At 60.0% G+C, this 17,791-nt stretch carries 13 protein-coding genes; 6 read left to right on the top strand and 7 right to left on the bottom strand.

All coding sequences use genetic code 11. The features are described 5' to 3' along the window. The first annotated feature begins 5 nt into the window (after positions 1 to 5). Together hemL and ACVWZ1_RS02190 are read left to right on the top strand one after the other, a co-directional pair. Positions 6 to 1,316 (top strand): glutamate-1-semialdehyde 2,1-aminomutase, encoded by a 1,311-nt coding sequence (gene hemL, locus ACVWZ1_RS02195; RefSeq protein WP_414417283.1) that lies wholly within the window; start codon positions 6 to 8, stop codon positions 1,314 to 1,316. 37 nt (positions 1,317 to 1,353) lie between these two features. Then, positions 1,354 to 1,596 (top strand): hypothetical protein, encoded by a 243-nt coding sequence (locus tag ACVWZ1_RS02190; protein ID WP_414373570.1) that lies wholly within the window; start codon positions 1,354 to 1,356, stop codon positions 1,594 to 1,596. Here ACVWZ1_RS02190 and ACVWZ1_RS02185 read toward each other — a convergent pair. The 5 genes from ACVWZ1_RS02185 to murQ form a co-directional block, all read right to left on the bottom strand. After that, positions 1,593 to 2,993 (bottom strand): ferredoxin:protochlorophyllide reductase (ATP-dependent) subunit N, encoded by a 1,401-nt coding sequence (locus ACVWZ1_RS02185; RefSeq protein WP_457466259.1) that lies wholly within the window; start codon positions 2,991 to 2,993, stop codon positions 1,593 to 1,595. The two genes, ACVWZ1_RS02190 and ACVWZ1_RS02185, sit on opposite strands and share 4 nt — an antisense overlap. A 41-nt stretch (positions 2,994 to 3,034) precedes the next feature. Continuing rightward, complete coding sequence (locus ACVWZ1_RS02180) at positions 3,035 to 4,012, bottom strand: protochlorophyllide reductase (RefSeq protein WP_457384748.1); 978 nt, start codon at positions 4,010 to 4,012, stop codon at positions 3,035 to 3,037. Between the two features lie 158 nt (positions 4,013 to 4,170). Next, a complete protein-coding gene (gene bchL, locus ACVWZ1_RS02175) occupies positions 4,171 to 5,007 on the bottom strand; it encodes a ferredoxin:protochlorophyllide reductase (ATP-dependent) iron-sulfur ATP-binding protein (protein WP_041437180.1) in 837 nt (278 codons plus the stop codon). Positions 5,008 to 5,378: 371 nt separating this feature from the next. Continuing rightward, the gene (locus tag ACVWZ1_RS02170) at positions 5,379 to 6,665 is read right to left on the bottom strand and encodes a recombinase family protein (protein ID WP_457466262.1); all 1,287 of its coding nucleotides are present in this window, start codon (positions 6,663 to 6,665) and stop codon (positions 5,379 to 5,381) included. Positions 6,666 to 6,686: 21 nt separating this feature from the next. Next, positions 6,687 to 7,616, bottom strand: coding sequence for an N-acetylmuramic acid 6-phosphate etherase (murQ, locus tag ACVWZ1_RS02165; RefSeq protein ID WP_457466264.1), 930 nt, complete (start codon positions 7,614 to 7,616; stop codon positions 6,687 to 6,689). A 377-nt stretch (positions 7,617 to 7,993) separates the two neighbouring features. On the opposite strand from murQ, the gene ACVWZ1_RS02160 reads away from it, so the two are divergent. Both ACVWZ1_RS02160 and ACVWZ1_RS02155 read left to right on the top strand, forming a co-directional pair. Further along, complete coding sequence (locus tag ACVWZ1_RS02160; protein ID WP_457502432.1) at positions 7,994 to 9,385, top strand: histidine phosphatase family protein; 1,392 nt, start codon at positions 7,994 to 7,996, stop codon at positions 9,383 to 9,385. Positions 9,386 to 9,387: 2 nt separating this feature from the next. Further along, complete coding sequence (locus ACVWZ1_RS02155) at positions 9,388 to 10,734, top strand: dihydroorotase (protein WP_457502408.1); 1,347 nt, start codon at positions 9,388 to 9,390, stop codon at positions 10,732 to 10,734. An 88-nt stretch (positions 10,735 to 10,822) separates the two neighbouring features. Here the strand turns inward: ACVWZ1_RS02155 and ileS are convergent, their stop codons facing one another. Beyond that, positions 10,823 to 13,606: an isoleucine--tRNA ligase gene (ileS, locus tag ACVWZ1_RS02150; RefSeq protein ID WP_457466328.1), complete on the bottom strand. Its 2,784-nt coding sequence runs from the start codon at positions 13,604 to 13,606 to the stop codon at positions 10,823 to 10,825. An 815-nt stretch (positions 13,607 to 14,421) separates the two neighbouring features. Beyond that, positions 14,422 to 15,336, bottom strand: coding sequence for a Cif family virulence factor (locus ACVWZ1_RS02145; protein ID WP_414330578.1), 915 nt, complete (start codon positions 15,334 to 15,336; stop codon positions 14,422 to 14,424). Between the two features lie 120 nt (positions 15,337 to 15,456). Here ACVWZ1_RS02145 and ACVWZ1_RS02140 point away from each other — a divergent pair, with 120 nt between their 5' ends. Then, a complete protein-coding gene (locus ACVWZ1_RS02140) occupies positions 15,457 to 15,831 on the top strand; it encodes a rhodanese-like domain-containing protein (protein ID WP_011432658.1) in 375 nt (124 codons plus the stop codon). 157 nt (positions 15,832 to 15,988) lie between these two features. Further along, entirely contained in the window at positions 15,989 to 17,791 is a 1,803-nt protein-coding gene (locus tag ACVWZ1_RS02135) for an aminopeptidase P family protein (protein WP_457466272.1), read from the top strand.

The following is a 17,791-nucleotide window of genomic DNA, read 5'->3' as shown; positions in this document are numbered from 1 at the left end:
GCTCTATGACCAGCACTCTCCACTCCACTTCGTTTAACACCGCCCGCTCCAAACAGATTTTTGCCCGGGCACAAAGCCTCATGCCGGGGGGGGTTAGTTCTCCGGTACGGGCCTTCAAGTCGGTGGGCGGGGATCCCGTCGTGTTCGACCGTGTCTCAGGGGCCTACGCCTGGGATGTGGACGGCAACCAATACATCGACTACATCGGCAGTTGGGGGCCGGCGATTGTTGGCCACGCTCACCCCGAGGTCATTGAGGCTCTGCGCCGAGCTTTGGAGAAAGGCACCAGCTTCGGCGCCCCATGCGTTCTGGAAAATGAACTGGCGGAGCGGGTCATTGAGGCGGTGCCCAGTGTGGAGATGGTGCGCTTTGTCAATTCCGGCACTGAAGCTTGCATGGCGGCGCTGCGCCTGATGCGGGCCTACACGGGTCGGGAAAAGGTGATCAAGTTCGAGGGCTGCTACCACGGCCATGCGGACATGTTCTTGGTGAAGGCCGGTTCGGGGGTGGCCACGCTGGGCTTGCCGGACTCCCCAGGGGTGCCCAAGGCAGCTACCAGCGCCACTCTCACTGCCCCCTACAACGACCTAGAAGCAGTCAAGGCCCTGTTTGAACAGCACCCCGACTCCATTGCCGGAGTCATCCTAGAGCCGGTGGTGGGCAATGCCGGCTTTATTCCCCCCCAGCCGGGCTTCTTGGAAGGCTTGCGAGATCTCACCCAAAAGTACGGGGCCCTGCTGGTATTTGACGAGGTGATGACCGGCTTTCGCATCAGCTATGGCGGTGTACAGGCCAAGTTTGGGGTCATCCCCGATTTAACGACCCTGGGCAAGGTCATCGGCGGCGGCCTGCCGGTGGGGGCCTACGGCGGTCGGCGAGAAATTATGGAAATGGTGGCTCCAGCGGGGCCGATGTATCAGGCGGGCACCCTTTCCGGCAACCCCCTGGCCATGACAGCAGGGATCCAGACACTGGACATTTTGCGCCGCCCGGGCACCTACGAGTATCTGGAGCGGATTACCGAGAAGTTGGCGACGGGGCTATTGCAGATCGCGCGGGAAACGGGGCATGAGATGTGCGGGGGCTATCTGCCCGGCATGTTTGGCTTCTTTTTTACTGCCGGCCCAGTGCGCAACTACGAAGAGGCCAAGACTTCCGATCTGCAGAAATTTGCCCGCTTCCATCGCGGCATGTTGGAGCGGGGAGTCTATCTGGCGCCCTCGCAATTTGAGGCCGGCTTCACCTCCCTGGCCCACACAGAGGCCGATGTGGAGAAAACCTTGGCCGCAGCGCGAGAGGTGTTGAGCACCCTCTGAGTTGACAATTACCCCCTCGCGAGCCGGGATCCCTGCTATGGCCGAGCATATCCATCGCAACTGGAGCATCACCACCCAAGCTACAGAGAAGGGGTTTATCTTTCGCTGCCGGCTGCTCCAGCAAGATGGCTCTTGCGAGTCGGAGATTGGCACCAAAGCCTACGGCTACTTTCAAAACGAGGCCGAGGCTATTCTGGCGGGCATGGTCTGGATCGACCGGCAGCAACTGCCAGATCACCTGGACGGCCTACTGTTCGACAATGAGGAGCCGGAAGGTTAGATAGGGGCTTCTTCTCGCACCAGCCGCTCCCAACCCAAGCCTTTGAGGGCTGCATTGCGCCGCAGCGGTCGGGTCACCAGCTCCAGCAGAGCTTGGGCGTTGCCGAAGCCGTGGATCTGGGCGAAGGTAAACTCCACCGACCACTTGGTGGCTATCCCGCGCGCCTCTAGGGGGTTGGCGTGGGCCATACCTGTGATCACCAGATCCGGCTGCAGGGCCTTGATGCGCTGGATTTGGTTGTAGTTATCCGGCTTTTCTACGATGGTGGGCTTGGGCACTCCCATCTCTTCGCAGGTGCGCTCCAAGAGGGCCAGCTCAGCCGCTTGGTAGCGTTTGTCCATGTAAGGGATCCCGATTTCCTGCACCATCATGCCGCAGCGCACCAAGAAACGGGCCAGCGAGATCTCCAGCAGGTTATCGCCCATGAAGAAAACGCTTTTGCCCCGCACCAGCTCCAGATAATCCCGAACTTGGGGATGGCTCCACACTTCCGCTTCCCGCTCTGCCAAGCCTTGAGTTGGGATCCCCAGCTCGCGGGCAATGGCTTCTATCCAGGCGCGGGTGCCATCCGGCCCGATGGGAAAAGGAGCGGTGATGAGCTTAGCCTTTTTGCGGCGTACCAGCGTGGTGGCCGTGCGGCTGAGGAAAGGATTCACCCCCACCACGTAGGTGCCCGGCTCGATGGCCGGCAGCTCTCCATAGCGTTTGGCCGGCAACCAGCCGGAGACGCGGATCCCGTGTTTTTTCAGCTCCAGGGTGAGTTGGGTCACCACCGGATCGGGCACCGAGCCGAAGATCACCAAGGGAGGATGCTTGTGGAAGCCTTCCTCCTCTTTCTTTTTTCCGGAGCGGAGCCCGTAGAAAAGGGCCTGGAGACCCCCGCGGGTTTCCTGCTCCTCTGCCCGCACCTGCTCTGGGCAGCGCTGAGCCATCGAGGCCAAAACCGTATCTTCCCCTTGGGTAAAGGCGTAGTCGAGGCCATTGGCCCGTGCCACCACAATCGGGATCCCGATCTCCCCTTCCAGCTTCTGGGCTAGGCCCTCCAGATCCATTTTGATGATCTCGGTGGTGCAGGTGCCGATCCAAACAATCACGCTGGGATTGCGATCTCGTTGAATTTGCAGGCACAGCCGCTTCAGCTCCTCATAGTCGTTGAGCTTGGCGCTAATATCCCCCTCTTCCAGCTCCGCCATGGCATAGCGGGGCTCGGCAAAGATCATCACCCCCATGGCGTTTTGCAGAAAGTAGCCACAGGTTTTGGTGCCGATGACCAAAAAGAAGCTGTCTTCAATTTTTTGATAAAGCCAAGCTACACAACTAATCGGGCAAAAGGTATGGTAGTTGCCGGTTTCGCACTGAAAGTTAAGGGCATTGGCACTATCCAAAGCAGCATTCATGCTCGTCTCCTAACAACATATAAAGAGGGGAACATTTCGGGCTAAAGGGCCGCCAACTGGGGCACACCCACCAATTTTTCGCTGAGATCCCAAAGCAGTTTGGCCTTGGCATCGTCCGCCGCCTCGTCAGAGACTTCTTGGTTAAAGGGCTTGGCATTCTTGCGTTGCCGGTTGCCCCAGCTCCAGTAGAATCCCGACCGACGAAACTCGGGATCGGCCACCACTTGGGCCACCCGCTCTCCGGCCAATTCCTGAGAAACAAATCCGCCCGTGATGTTTTTTTGAAACCAGGGGAAAAGTTTTTGAAACAGGGGATAGTGATGGCGGAACAGAGCCGTGGTGGCTACACACCCCGGATAGAGAGAGAGGAACGTGATGCCAGTGCTCTCATGGAAGCGGCGGTGCAGCTCGCGCATGGTGAGGATATTGCAGACTTTGCTGTCTTTGTAGGCTTTCACCGGATCGAATTTGCCGCCATCGGCCATGCTGATGGGATCCTTAAAGCCCTGGGCAAACCCCCGCAGATCCCCCAGGTGGGGTTGGGGTGGGATCTTACCCCCCAGCTCCTTGGGATTGTGGGTAACCGTGCCCAAGATCACCAGCCGCCGATCCGGATAGGTAGAGCGTTTCAGATCCTCCAACATCAAGTGGCAGAGCAAGAAATGCCCCAGATGGTTGGTGGCCATGGTCAGCTCATATCCTTCCGGGCTGCGCAGGGGCTGCTTGAGCAGGGGCATGTAGATGGCGGCATTGCAGACCAAGGCATCCAAGGAACGGCCCCAGTTGCGGAACTGCTCGACAAACCGCCGCACGCTGGCCAAGCTGGCCAGATCGATCTGCATCAGGGTATAGCTGCCCTGGGGGATCCCCACTTGTTGGGCCACCCGGTAGGCTTTGTCCAGATCCCGACAGGCCATCACCACGTGCCAGCCGCGCTTGGCCAAGGCCAAAGCTGAGTATAGGCCAACACCCGAGGAAGCTCCGGTAATCACGACGGTGGGTTGCTCTTGTCCTTGCATATCCAACTCCTGTGCCATTTCCTTCCCAAAGCGGGATCCCTACAGGATCCATCTTGGGGGGGAAAGCGGATCGGACAACAAATTGATAAGGTTTGCGACAGTCTTCCGAAACAGTGGCTTCATTTTTGGACACACTGCCCCCGCTGGCAGGGGATCCCTTACACCAAGGCCAGTTGGCGGGCTGGAGTGTTGTAAAAGTCGGAGAGCAAAGCAAACAGCTCCCGATCCTCGGCAGGTTGGGGCACGATCCCTTCCGGACGGGCCAGCAGCTCATCGGCGATGTTCAGGTAGTACTGGCAGACAGGCTCCAGGCTGGGATCGGTTTCCGCCATCTCGAAGAGGGTTTTGCCCTTGACCCGCGAGACGCGAATATCTTCAATGAGGGGAAGCACCTCGATAACGGGCATGGGAACTGCCGAGACGTATTTGTCAATCAGATCCCGCTTACTGGTGCGATTGCCGATCAGCCCGGCCAACCGCAGCTTGCGGGTTTTGGCCTTTTCTCGCACCGAGGCAGCAATCCGATTGGCGGCAAACAGGGCATCAAAGCCGTTGTCGGTTACGATCAGGCAGTAGTCGGCGTAGTTGAGGGGAGCCGCAAAACCGCCGCACACCACATCCCCCAGCACATCGAAGAGGATGACATCGTACTCATCGAAGGCGTTCAGCTCCTTCAGGAGTTTGACGGTTTCCCCCACCACATAGCCGCCACAGCCGGCCCCTGCCGGGGGCCCACCCGCTTCCACGCAGTCCACGCCGCCGTAGCCGCGGTAGATCACATCTTCTGGGTAGATGTCTTCGTGGTGATAGCCCTTGGCTTCCAGGGTGTCGATGATGGTGGGGATGAGAAAGCCGGTCAGGGTGAAGGTGCTGTCGTGCTTGGGATCACAGCCAATCTGCAAGACCTTTTTGCCCCGCCTGGCCAAGGCCACCGAGATGTTGCAACTGGTGGTGGATTTGCCGATCCCACCTTTTCCGTAAACCGCCAATTTCACAGCGCGTTCCTCCATGGGGCAGACAAGGGACATTATCGGCAGCCAACCCGCCCCCTGAGAACTGTTGCGAAGGATAAAGGTGGATCCCTCAAAAAGCTAGAAGTTCCCAGATCTTGCAAATGCTCCTAAGAAAGTTCCCAGGGCTTCTCAAGTCGATTTTTGATGTTTTTCCCGATTTTAGTTTTAGATATACTTTCATCAGTGATCAAAAGAAAACAATTCCAGATGACAATTCACCCAAATCGGGAAGGATTCAGCTATGCCATGGCGCTGATCCCGTCCTCTTGGCTTGGCGCTGAGGCAGGTCTGGGCTGAGAAAGAATCAAGAATGGTCTCAATTCTGGGGGGAAGGTGGGGGGAACCCTTCGCTCTCAGGGATCGAAGGCAAACGTAACTCGCACCGCTCCTGCAGAATCCACCTCGATCCTGCGCAGGAATTCCCGCAGGTAGGCACGCCGTTCGGTCTCGCTGAGGTCTTGCCAGAAGGGCGGGATGGAGAGGGTTTGGATGGTCTGGGTGAGGTTGGCGGGGGGGAGTTGCTCCAGCTTTTGGGCCAAGCGGGCCGTCTCTGCTCGCAACTGGTAGCGACGCTGGGCCAGAGAGGCTTCGTCCATCAGTCCAGATTGCTGTAGCTCTTCCAATTGCCGCAGCCGCTCGGTATTGGCCTGGATTTGGGCTTGCAGCTCTTGGCGGGCTTGAGTGAGGGCTTGTCGATCCAGTTGCTGGGCGCGTTGGGGCAGTTGTTCGCACACCTGCCGGATCACCTCTTGCAGGACTTCGGTGTAGGGGAGGCTGTAGCGACAGGTTTGGCAGCGCAGATAGAGGTAGAGGGATCCGTTCTTTTTCGCCTTGCGAGGGGTGGTTTGCACAATGCGCAGAAGGCTGCCGCAAGAACAGCAATGAACCAGGCCGGCCAAAGCGCGGGGGGCGCTGGCGCTGCGACGCGGGATCCCTTGGTTGCGTTTGAGCCAGCGATCGATCTGGGCGGCTTCCGTGCGGCTGAGAAGGGCCGGGTGAGTGTCCCGCAGGGTGGTGCCGTCGGCATAGGCCAGATCCCCGCGGTATACCGGGTTGAGCAGCCAGTTGCGTCCGGTAGCCACAGAAATCCGCTTGTGGTGTTTTTCCTCCAAGAAGCGCACCGCCTGCCGCAGGGATCCGTAGAGGAGAAAGTGCTGGAAAAAATCCTGAACGATGCTGGCCTGCCGGCGATCCAGCACGTAGCGTTCCCCTTCGCGGCGGTAGCCAAAGGGGGCAGGGCCAGGGGGGGGTTTGCCCGCCAGGCGGTTTTGGGCTTGGCTGCAGCAGAGGCGGCGGCTTTGCAACTGATGGGGGATCTCGGCCAGCAGCGGGATCCAATCGGCAGCCTCGGTGGGGGTTTGCAGACCGGATTCGGTGACCAAGCTGAGGCGGATCCCGGAGTGTTGGAGTTGCAGCAGCCGCTCGTGGATTTCATCCGCCCGATCCCCCAGATCCGCCAGGCGCAAGAGCAGCACTTCCTGCACCCAGCCGGCTGTGATGCGTCGGAACAGCTCCTCCAAATGAGTTCGGGATCCCCAATCGTGCAGGATGGGATCGGCCCCTCGCAACTTGAGCCAGGCCAACTCCTGTTCCGGCAAAGGAGCATGGGAAGGCGTGTAGAGGTAGCCGCAAACGCTCATGGACAAGCCATTCAACTATTGTCACCGCCGCTGCGCCAGAACGGAATCAAGCACCTGGCGAATGTTGCCCTGGGCCTGTTGCAAGTGCTGACGGGCCTCTTGAGCAGAGCACCCCATCAAGGCCACAAGGATCGCGGTTTTCACCTCTCCATCACAAGCCTGCAGCAATTGGGCAGCCGCGGCGGGATCCAGATCGCAGGCCAAAGCCACTATTCGCTCCGCCCGTTGCTTGAGCTTGGCATTGCTGGCCTGGAGATCCACCATTAGGTTGCCATAGGTCTTGCCCAAGCGGATCATCACTCCAGTGGAGATCGTGTTCAACACCAGCTTTTGGGCTGTGCCGGCTTTCATGCGGGTGGATCCGAGGATCACCTCCGGCCCCACCAAAGGGGCAATGGCAATGTCCACCTGCTCGGTTAGCGGGGAAGGGTGATTGCAGGCCAGGCCAATCGTGAGCGCCCCCATGCTCCTAGCGGCTTGGATCCCACCCAGCACATAGGGGGTACGACCGCTGGCGGCAATTCCCACAACACTATCTTGAGCTTGGAGGTGAAGACCCTCCAGCGCGCGGGCAGCCGCTTCTGCGTCGTCCTCTGCACCCTCTACCGCCTGGGTCAGGGCTTTTTCCCCCCCGGCGATCAAAGCCACCACCTGTGCGGGGGAAGTGCCAAAAGTGGGTGGGCACTCAGCCGCATCCAGTACCCCCAGGCGACCTGAGGTTCCTGCCCCGATATAGATCAGCCGCCCGCCGCGACTCATCCGCTGGGCAATGGCATCGATGGCTTGGGCAATCGGCTCCGCCTGAGCAGCCACCGCTTCCGGCACCCGCCGATCCTCAGCGTTGATCCGTTTCACCAGTTCCCAGGTGCTGAGACGGTCGATCTCGGCTGTAGCCGGGTTGGGGCTTTCGGTCAGGGATCCGGGATCCCAAGCCAATTGTGGAGAATCCATAGCAGTGCTTGCTTAGGGGAGAGGGATCCGCCTTCAGGGATCCTACACTTTGTCTTCTCGGATTCTATCGGTGGCAGGGGGCTCTCCTGAGGGAGCAGTGGAGGGAAAAACTGCGCCAACAGCACCACAACAAGGGCAAGGAGCACCAAGCCGGCCCCCTTCGCCAACGTCCATTCAACCAAAACCTCTGCCAGCGGAAACGCAGCGCGGCCATTCTCCAAAGATGCCCCCATCACAAGCGGCGACCAGCCCAAATACGCCTCAGTCGGCAGCCCAACCGGTGAATTGACGAAGGCGAGCGCCGCCCAGTGGCGGTACTCTAGAAGGTGTTCTAAGGACTCCGTCCCGCTACTGCGATGAGTAAGTCCATGCAAGCGATGGCAAGGACTCCGTCCCGCTACCGCGACCAGCCTGCCCTGCGCATCTTGATCGTGCGCCATGGTGAGAGCACCTTTAACCTGGAAAATCGCATCCAAGGCCGCTCCGATCTCTCCCGGCTCACCCCCACTGGAGAAGTGCAGGCGCAGCGTGTAGCCGAGGCCCTGGCCGGGATCCCGTTGGATTGCGCCTATTGCAGCCCCCTGTCTCGCGCCCTCGATACCGCTCGCGTCATTTTGAAAGACCGAGAAGGGATCCCTCTGCACGTTACCGATCAACTGCGGGAGATCGACCTGACGGCCTGGGAAGGGCTGACCTTTGCCGAGGTGCAGGAGAAATACCCCGAAGATTACCACCTGTGGCGGCACCATCCCGACACCCTGGAGCTAGAGGGCCGCTTTCCGGTGCGGGATCTCTGGCAGCAGGCGCAGGGGTTTTGGGAAATGCTGGCTTTCCATCTGCAATCGGCTTCGGGCCCCTGGAACCATGGAGCGGATCCCTCCCCAAGGCAGCCCCTCAATATCCTCATCGTGGGCCACAGCGGCATCAATCGCGCCCTGGTCAGCACCGCCATCGGCCTGGGGCCACACCACTATCACCGCCTTGGGCAGGATAACTGCGCCATCAGCGTTCTCAATTTTCCCGAGGGCCTGCAGGGGCCGCCACAACTGGAATCTCTGAACATCACCGCTCACCTCGGCCAAGCCCTGCCCAAGCGCAAGCAGGGGATGCGCATCTTGCTGGTGCGGCATGGGGAAACCCAATGGAACCGAGAGCGCCGTTTTCAAGGGCAGCGGGATATCCCCCTCAATGCCACCGGGGAGGAACAGGCAGCCAAGGTGGCAGAATTTTTGGCCACTCAACCTCTGCAACTGGCCTTCTCCAGCCCCCTGAAGCGCCCTTGGGCCACAGCCGATGCCATCTGCAGCAACCACAGCAACCTCATTTTGCGCCCAATGCCCGACTTGCAAGAGATCTGCCACGGCGACTGGGAGGGCAAGCTGCAAAGCGAAGTCGAAGCCGAATACCCCGGCGAGCTGGAGCGCTGGCAACGGGATCCCGCCAGTGTGCAGATGCCCAATGGGGAAAACCTTCACCAGGTGTGGGAGCGCACTCGCTCCGCTTGGCAGGAGCTTTTGGCCATCACCGCAGCCCAGTTTCCTCAGGGCACGGCGGTTGTTGTTGCCCACGATGCCATCAACAAGGCGATCATCTGTCAGTTGTTCGACCTTTCCCCCCAAGCCTTTTGGATCTTCAAGCAGGGGAATGGCGCCATTACGGTGATCGACTATCCAGAAGGCAAGGAGGGTGCCCCGGTTTTGAAGGTGTTGAACCTCACCACCCATCTGTCCGGCCAGATCCTGGACTGCACCACTGCCGGAGCTTTGTGAAGATGGGATCCTCTCCTCTCTGCGAGCTAACAGGACGACTAACAGGACAAAATGTGCATCTCCAGGGAGTGCGCCTATTGGATCCCTTGCGCCAGCGGGATGAAGTAACCGATGTGTGGTTGCAAGAGGGTCGCCTGCGGGCCACCGAGCCAGCAGGGATCCCTGCCGATATCCCCACCATCAATGGCTCAGGTTGGGTGGTGGGGCCGGGTTTGCTGGATCTGTATGCCCACAGCGGCGAGATGGTTGGCAGCGATCTGGCCCACAGTCGGGAAACCCTGACCTCTTTGGCTGCAGCGGCTTTGGCGGGAGGCTTTACCCAGGTGGGGCTTCTGCCCACCCCCCTTCCCGGAACCGGCCTATTTCCGGTGCTGGATCGCCCGGAGCACTTGAACCGCTACCCCCGCCAACGTGGGGATCCCCGCTGGCTGCCCTGGGCTGCCCTGAGCGTGGGTGGCCAAGGAGAAACTCCAACCCCCTGGGGAGAACTGGCGCAAGCGGGAGCAGTTGGCTTTGCAGAGGTTCAGCCACTGCGCTCCCTGGCTCTGCTGCGGCGGGCTCTGGAGTATTTGCGGCTGGAGAATAAACCCCTGCTGCTCTGGGCCTGGGATCCCACCTTGGCCGGGCAAGGCAGCCTTTACGAAGGGATCTGGGCGCTGCGCCTGGGGCTGAAAGGGATCCCTGCCAGTGCTGAAACTGCCGCTCTGGCCCGCCTTCTGGAGATGATCAGGAGCGTTCCTTCCCCCCCGCCCGTGCACATCATGCGCCTGAGCCAAGCCCGCAGCCTGGAGCTGATCCAACAGGCCCAAGCAGAAGGACTGCCGGTTACCGCCAGCACCACTTGGATGCACCTGATCTTGTCCGAAGAGGCCGTCCTTGAGCATCGCTACGATCCCCACCTTCGTCTCCTGCCCCCTCTTCCCAGCGCTGGCGACCGGGAGGCTCTGATCGCCGGGATCCGTTCCGGCAACTTGGGGATCGCTACGGATCACCACCCCTACACCTACGAAGAGAAAACCCTGCCCTTTGCCGATGCTCCGCCGGGGGCGATGGGCCTGGAGCTGGCTCTGCCGCTGCTGTGGCACCATTTGGTAGAAACGGGATCCCTGACGGCGCTGCAACTGTGGTCTGCCCTCAGCCTGTACCCGGCCCGCTGCCTAAACCTAGATCCGCCCACCCTCACCCCCCACAGCGACTGGGTGCTGTTTGATCCCACCCACCCTTGGACGGTTTCTGTTGCCACTCTCCACTCCCGATCGCCAGCGACTCCCTGGCTGGAGAAAACCCTGTGCGGCAAGGTGTTGCACACCCATGTCGAGGGTATCCCATCCCGCAGCTCTGCCCCTTGATCCCGAAGAAGGCCGACAAGACCTGTCCGGAGAAAGAGCCAATTCAAAGAGGGGGATCCCTTCCCGCCAGCAGGACGGGGTCCCGAATTCAAAACTCCCCGGCCAGAGCGGCTACACAACGCTCACACAGCTCTGGATGTTCGGCAAATTCCCCCACACGGGTGGAATAGTTCCAGCAGCGCACGCACTTTTGGCCGTCAGCCGGAAAAACAGAGACCTCCAAGCCTTGACCTGAGGTTTTCTCCAGTTCCACCTGTGAGGTGATGAACAAGTAGCGCAACTCGGCAGCCCGCTCCTGCAAAAGAGCGTATAGGCTGGGATCCGCTACCTTCAGGATTACCTTGGCCTCGGTGGAAGCGCCGATGGGCTTAAAGGACTCCGTCCCGCTAACGCGACCGGTACGGGCTTGCTCCAGAGCCTTGTTCACCTCTTGGCGCACCTCTCGCAGCTGCTCCCAAATGGCCGCCAACTGGGGATCCCGCCAGTGCTCCGGCAGCTTCATCCACCCCCCCTCAAACACCGAACGGGTGGGCTTGGGATAGGGCAGATGGCTCCAAATCTCTTCGGCCAGGTGGGAGAGAACGGGGGCGATGGCCTTGGCCAAGTTCTCCAGCAACAGGGAGAGCACCGTTTGACATTGGCGCCGCCGTAGACTTTGGGCATGGCTAATGTAGAGGCGATCCTTGGCAATATCCAGGTAAAAGTTGGAGAGATCCACCACACAGAAGTTCTGAATCGCCTGGAAAAAGCGGTAGAACTGATAGCTGGCAAAAGATTCGCCGATCTCGGATCCCACCTCGTGCAGGCGGTGCAAAATGTAGCGGTCTAGCTCCGTCAAGGCTTCAAAAGGAACGGCATCCTGAGTTGGATTGAAGTCGTAGAGGTTGCTCAGCAAAAAGCGAGCTGTGTTGCGGATTTTGCGATATACATCCGCCATTTGCCCAAGAATGGTCTTACCCAGCGGCACATCCCCGGAGTAGTCCACACTGGAGACCCACAGGCGCAGCACATCCGCCCCGTAGGCGGGATCCGTCTGGGGATCTTTGCCGCCGTTAATTAACACCAGCGGATCGATGACATTGCCCAGGGACTTGCTCATTTTCTGGCCTTTCTCGTCCAGCACAAACCCATGGGTGAGCACCGCCTTGTAGGGGGCATGGCCGTTGACGGCCACGGAGGTAAGCAAACTGGATTGGAACCAGCCCCGGTGTTGGTCGGAGCCCTCCAAATACAGATCCACCGGGTAGCCCAACCCCTGCGCCTTGGCCACTGCCGCCCAGGAAGAGCCGGAGTCAAACCACACGTCCATGGTGTCCATCCCTTTGCGGTAGGTGCGGCCATTGTGGCGGTACTTCTCCGGCAGCAACTCCTCCACCGGGCGCTTCCACCAGGCGTCGGATCCCTCTTGGGCGAAGATGGCCTTGATGTGGTCGAGGGTCTCGGCGGTGAGCAAGGGCTCGCCGGTTTCTTCGTCGTAAAAGACGGGGATGGGCACACCCCAAGCCCGCTGGCGGGAAATACACCAATCCGAACGCTCCGACACCATAGCGGTGATGCGGTTTTCCCCGATGGCCGGGATCCATTTCACGGTTTTAATGGCCTGCAGGGCCAGCTCCCGGAAGCCAGCTACAGACGCAAACCACTGCTCGGTGGCCCGGAAAATCGTTGGCTCTTTCGTGCGCCAGTCGTAGGGATATTTGTGGTTGTAGGGCTCTTCCTTGAGCAAAGCCCCCGCAGCCTGCAGAGCCTGGATGACAGCAGCATTGCCGCTGGTCTCCGGCTTCTTGGAGAGCACATCCAACCCGACGAACTGGGATCCGGCCTCGGCGGTAAATCTCCCCTGATCGTCCACAGGGCTGAGAATGGGCAGACCATACTTTTGGCCGGTTTTGAAGTCATCTTCCCCATGCCCCGGAGCTGTGTGCACAATGCCGGTGCCGGACTCGGTGGTGACATAGTCCCCCAGCACGCAGAGGCTGGCGCGGTCAAAGAGGGGGTGCCGTCCTTGACTGTATTCCAGGGCGGATCCCGGCAGGGTGGCCTTGATCTCCAGAGGCGTCTCCAGAACCTTCTCCAGCCGCTCCCGCAGATCGGCGGCGATCAACAGCAGGCCGAAGCGGGGAGACTCCACCACTGCATAGGTGAGCTTGGGGTTAAAGCAGAGAGCCAGGTTGGCCGGGATCGTCCAAGGGGTGGTGGTCCAGATGGCTGCCCGCAGGCCCGGCATGAAAGGCTCCAAAACCGGCTGCGCCGCCGGACTCAGGCTCTGTAGCGGAAAGGCCACGTAGATGCTGGGGGAGATGTGGTTGTCAGGGTACTCCAGCTCCGCTTCCGCCAGAGCCGTCTGGGAGCTGGGGCTCCAGTGGACGGGTTTGAGGCCGCGGTAGATGTAGCCCTTGAGGGCCATTTGTCCAAACACCTCAATCTGTGCGGCTTCGTACTCCGGCGACAGCGTCAGGTAGGGCCGATCCCAGGATCCCCATACCCCCAGGCGCTGAAAACTGGCCCGCTGCACATCAACGTAGTGCAGGGCGTACTCCTTGGCTTTTTGTCGCAGCTGCAGAGGGGTGAGGTTTTCCCGCTCCTGCGGGGTGAGGCTTTGCAACACTTTCAGTTCGATGGGCAGGCCGTGGCAATCCCAGCCGGGCACGTAGCGCACCTTGCGCCCCTGCAGGATGTGGTACTTGTTGACGATATCCTTGAGGATCTTGTTGAGGGTGGTGCCCATGTGGATATCGCCATTGGCGTAGGGCGGTCCATCGTGCAGGACAAAGGGATCCCCAGGATTGTGGTCGGCAAGGCGCTGGTAGATTTGCTCTTCCTGCCAAAAGGCTTGAATGGCGGGTTCTCTCTTGGCGGCCTCTGCCCGCATGGGAAACTGAGTTTGGGGCAGGTTGAGGGTACTTTTGTAGTCCACGGCAACTCGAGCCAACTAGAGGGCGTCCTTCTATCCTACGCTGTTGCCTTATCCTCAGCAGTCCATCCCTCACCCCTCTTGTGGGACAGGGGATCCGAAGCCCACGGTCACCCAGAGCGCCTGGAGCTCTCAAACGGCTCCAACAAACCACCGCATGAACTCCCTGATCGAGAAAACAAGAAAAGATTTGTGCTAGTCTCAGGATGTCGTTGAGTAAGGGAGGTTCCTGCGGATGCCAGATAGTAGTAGTTCTAAGGGTCGTCAAGTTGGGTTCAGCCGGCTGTGCGCCGGGGCTGTTCTCTAACGGTCTGAACTTAGATCCTTCAGTCTGCTGAAGAGTCTTCGCGTTCTGGCTCGCTTGGAGTTCCTCCCGGCAGTCAGGTTCCAGTTGAAGGCCCGCTAGACCGCTCTTTCCCTGACCGCCTGTTGTTGCCTTGGGGGTGGGAGAGAGCGGATAGTTTTGCAGATAGCTGTAGCGGGGCTTGGAATGGACGGGCGTCTGAAGATGCCAATGTTTCTTGAGGTTGGGTCCTTTCAAGACACCTCGACCCAACCTTTCGAGACCCCTCGGGATTGTTCGGTCAATTGCTGGCAGGAGTGGGGCGATCCACCACCGGAGCACCAAGGGAGTCGCCGCTATCGCAACCGCTCAAAAATAGGGCCAGCACCAGAAAGCAAACAAGCTGAGGGGCGCATAGTTTCCCATCTTAACAAGCTCAACTGCCTGTCCAGATTACCCCAGAGCCATTCCTCATCATCCTGAAGATTTCCTAAGGGACGGTGGGGATGGCCAGGGATCCCTCCAGAGCCAAGCGATCGCTGACGATAAGACGCCGGCTCTCCAGCGTGATGCCGGTTTGGTTAACCAACATCACAGAAATCCACTCAGAACGGGGTTCTTGCGGAGCATCTGCCTGTAGGAAGATCCCTCCGGCCTGTAGGGGTTCGAGAGCAAACGAAGTCACCTCTGGGTAGCCCGCCCCGGCAACGGGTTGTTCGGCAACGGCGCCCAACAGCAAAGAGTGGGTGAGAGGCTCTGCCACAATCGCCTGCAGCGAATAGGTGGATCCCGGTTTGACCACCTCCGGCAGGTTCAAGGTGACGGTGGGAGGGGCAGATCCAGAGGTGAGGGTGCTGGCCTCCCGCAGCACTTCTTGGTCAATCAACAGCAGTTGTCCGGGATTGGCTGGATCCGGGCGATAGCGATTGCGCACCAGGGCAGAGGCTTCTACCTGAAAGTCCCCCCGCACCGAGGATTGGGATCCCTCTACTTGGCTGAGAATATCCGCAACAATCTCAGGGCCCACCTGCCGCCAGGAGAGGATCTGGGCCGAATAGGTGAGCTTGGGATGAGAGCTCCACAGCTTGCGGATGGCACCTTCCACCTCTTCCCGGTCCAGCCCATCTCGGTGGCGGAAGTCGGGGCTGTAGCCGGCCATCACCCCTGGCAAATCCCGCCGGTTGGCGGCGGCCACCTGCTGGCTTAGCCACTCCACCAGGGCGGCTGGCGGTGGGCTGGAAACTTGCCGCTGGATCCCACTTTCTAGGGGCATCGGGGCAGCTTGGGCCCAAGCCGAGGACTCCGTCCGGCTGACGTGACCGGCTGTCAATCCAAGGGGGATGCTCCAGCTCACGGCCAGAGCAAGGGGCCAAAGCAGTTGCGGAAAGTTAGATCGGGATTTCAAGCCATGGGCCTCCAGCCGGCAAATCTGGATCCCAGTCTAGCCTTAGGGCAGTTGGGATCCCAAAGTCCAGACCAGATAAGATCGATTGGAATAAGCTTTGGCTCATAGCGCCTGTTCTCCATGGCTCCCCAGCACTCTCCAGCTTTCTTGGCCCTGGTCAACGAGGCCAAAAGCCGCATCCAAGAACTGACAGTCGAGCAGGTCAGGCAAAAACAACTGCAAGGGGATCCCTTCTATTTTGTGGATGTGCGGGAAGAGTCGGAGTGGCAAGCCGGCCACGCTGCCGGAGCCATCCACTTGAGCAAAGGGATCATTGAGCGGGACATCGAGAGGGTGATCCCCGACAAAGAAGCGGAGATCGTCCTGTACTGCGGCGGCGGGTTTCGTTCGGCGTTGGCAGCCGATAATCTACAGAAAATGGGCTATCGTCGGGTGATCTCGATGGATGGGGGCATGCGGGCTTGGCGGGAAGCGGGTTTTCCTGAGGAGCGCTAGAGCTGGCGGATTTCTTCCCTCACCCATAGGAAGAGGGAGGTATTGGCTGCTATCTGGCTGCTATCTGAAATGGCCGACCACTGAAGGCGGGAAGTGGGGGCGGCCCAACCTTGTTTAGAATGGCGATAGCCTGGCCGTTTAGCTTTACCCCTCTGCCATGCTCCAAACCCTGCCCCGCCTGGATGTTGCTGCCCGTTTGCAGCAGTTGCGCCAGCTTCTGCGAGAACAAGATCTGGATGGCTTTTGGGTTCCCTCTGCCGATGAGCATCTCAATGAGTATTTGCCGGAACATCGCAAGCGGCGTCAGTGGATCACAGGCTTTACCGGCTCGGTGGGGGATGCCTTGATCACCCGGGACAGGGCTTGGCTGTGGGTAGATCCCCGCTATCACGAACAGGCGGAGCGGGAGGTGGATCCCAATCTATTGACAGTGATCAAAGGAGGTCTGCCGAATCAGCCCAGCCTGATGGAGATTGTGGAAGAGCTGGGATCCGGCTTTCGCCTGGGGGTGGATCCCTTTACGGTGGCGGTGGCCACCTATCGCCAGTTGCAGGCCCATGCCCAAGCGGGAGGGGTGCTCTTGATCCCGGTCATGGAAAACTTGGTGGATAAGCTGGCTCAGGGATCCGCTCCTGTCGCTCCCTTTGACCGGCCCATTGACTCGGTACCCACCCACCTAAGCGGGGCCACCCCTGCAGAAAAGCTGGCCCAAGTCCGGCAGGAGATGCGCCGCAAGCGGGTGGGACTGTTGCCCCTGACCAAATTGGATCAGGTGGCCTGGCTGTTTAACCTGCGGGGATCCGACATCCCCTACAACCCAGTGTTTTGGGCCTATGCTTTGGTCAGCCTAGATAGAGCGGCTCTATTCACAGATCTGGAGCGGCTCAGTCTCCCATCTCGGCAATTTCTGGCAGAAGCCGGGGTGGAACTCTGGCCCTACGAGACCTACAGCCAACAACTGCCCCAATGGGCCAAGAGCTATGCGCCGGTGGGCTTGGATCCCAAGCAGACCACCCAGGGCACTCAAGAGCTGCTGCAGGATGCGAGCTGCCGCGAGCTGGAGCACCCGGTGGAAGCCCTCAAGGCCGTGAAAAACCCCACCGAGCTGGAGCAAATGCGCCGCGCCAACCACAAGGCCAGCCGGGCCAAGATTCGCACCCTGGCCTGGATCGACCGGCAAATCCAACAGGGGATCCCCATCAGCGAAGCCGATGTGGCCGCCATCATGGAGGCCCATTACCGGGAGGAAGGGGAGTGGGTGGGCCTGAGCTTTAACACCATTGCCGGCGCCGGCGCCAACAGCTCCATCATCCACTACAGCACTCCGGATCCCCAGAAGCGCCTGCAACCGGGAGAACTGTTCCTTTTGGACTCCGGATCCCACTACTTGGGGGGCACCACCGACGATACCCGCACCGTTTGGATTGGCCAGGAGCCGGCGGATCCCTTGTGCAAGCGGCGCTATACCGAGGTGCTCAAGGCCCACATTCAATGCGCCCGCCAGATCTTCCCCCCCGACACCTATGGAGTCTCGTTGGATGGGATCGCCCGCTCTACCCTTTGGCAGGTCGGGCTGGATTACGGCCATGGCACCGGCCACGGTGTCGGCGCCTTTTTGAATGTCCACGAGGGGCCCAACGGGATCCACCGCCGCGCCAACACCCCTCTCAAGGTGGGCATGATCAACAGCATCGAGCCGGGCTACTACCAGCCGGGATGGGGTGGGATCCGCCTGGAGAACCTCTACGAGGTGATTGCCATTCCCGAGCCCGAGGGCTGGATGGGCTTTCGCTCCCTAACTTGGATCCCTTTTGATGGGCGCTTAATCGATTGGGAACTGTTGAACGAGGCGCAGCGAGCCTGGCTGGACGAGTATCACCGGCAGGTTTACGTCATGCACTACGCCACCTTGCCAGAACAGGATGCCGCCTGGCTAAAATGCGCCTGCGGACTGAGCTGA

Source organism: Thermostichus sp. MS-CIW-25 (genome assembly GCF_054060015.1).
The sequence above is the reverse complement of the archived record's forward strand: the minus strand, read 5'-3'. Positions and strand labels throughout refer to the sequence as shown.

Coding starts and splice junctions, on each gene's coding strand:
- ACVWZ1_RS02190 (WP_414373570.1), top strand. CDS start 1,354: ATGGCCGAGCATATCCATCGCAACTGGAGCATCACCACCCAAGCTACA.
- murQ (WP_457466264.1), bottom strand. CDS start 7,616: ATGGATTCTCCACAATTGGCTTGGGATCCCGGATCCCTGACCGAAAGC.
- ACVWZ1_RS02140 (WP_011432658.1), top strand. CDS start 15,457: ATGGCTCCCCAGCACTCTCCAGCTTTCTTGGCCCTGGTCAACGAGGCC.
- ACVWZ1_RS02160 (WP_457502432.1), top strand. CDS start 7,994: ATGGCAAGGACTCCGTCCCGCTACCGCGACCAGCCTGCCCTGCGCATC.
- ileS (WP_457466328.1), bottom strand. CDS start 13,606: ATGCGGGCAGAGGCCGCCAAGAGAGAACCCGCCATTCAAGCCTTTTGG.
- hemL (WP_414417283.1), top strand. CDS start 6: ATGACCAGCACTCTCCACTCCACTTCGTTTAACACCGCCCGCTCCAAA.
- ACVWZ1_RS02135 (WP_457466272.1), top strand. CDS start 15,989: ATGCTCCAAACCCTGCCCCGCCTGGATGTTGCTGCCCGTTTGCAGCAG.
- ACVWZ1_RS02155 (WP_457502408.1), top strand. CDS start 9,388: ATGGGATCCTCTCCTCTCTGCGAGCTAACAGGACGACTAACAGGACAA.
- ACVWZ1_RS02185 (WP_457466259.1), bottom strand. CDS start 2,993: ATGAATGCTGCTTTGGATAGTGCCAATGCCCTTAACTTTCAGTGCGAA.
- ACVWZ1_RS02180 (WP_457384748.1), bottom strand. CDS start 4,012: ATGCAAGGACAAGAGCAACCCACCGTCGTGATTACCGGAGCTTCCTCG.
- ACVWZ1_RS02170 (WP_457466262.1), bottom strand. CDS start 6,665: ATGAGCGTTTGCGGCTACCTCTACACGCCTTCCCATGCTCCTTTGCCG.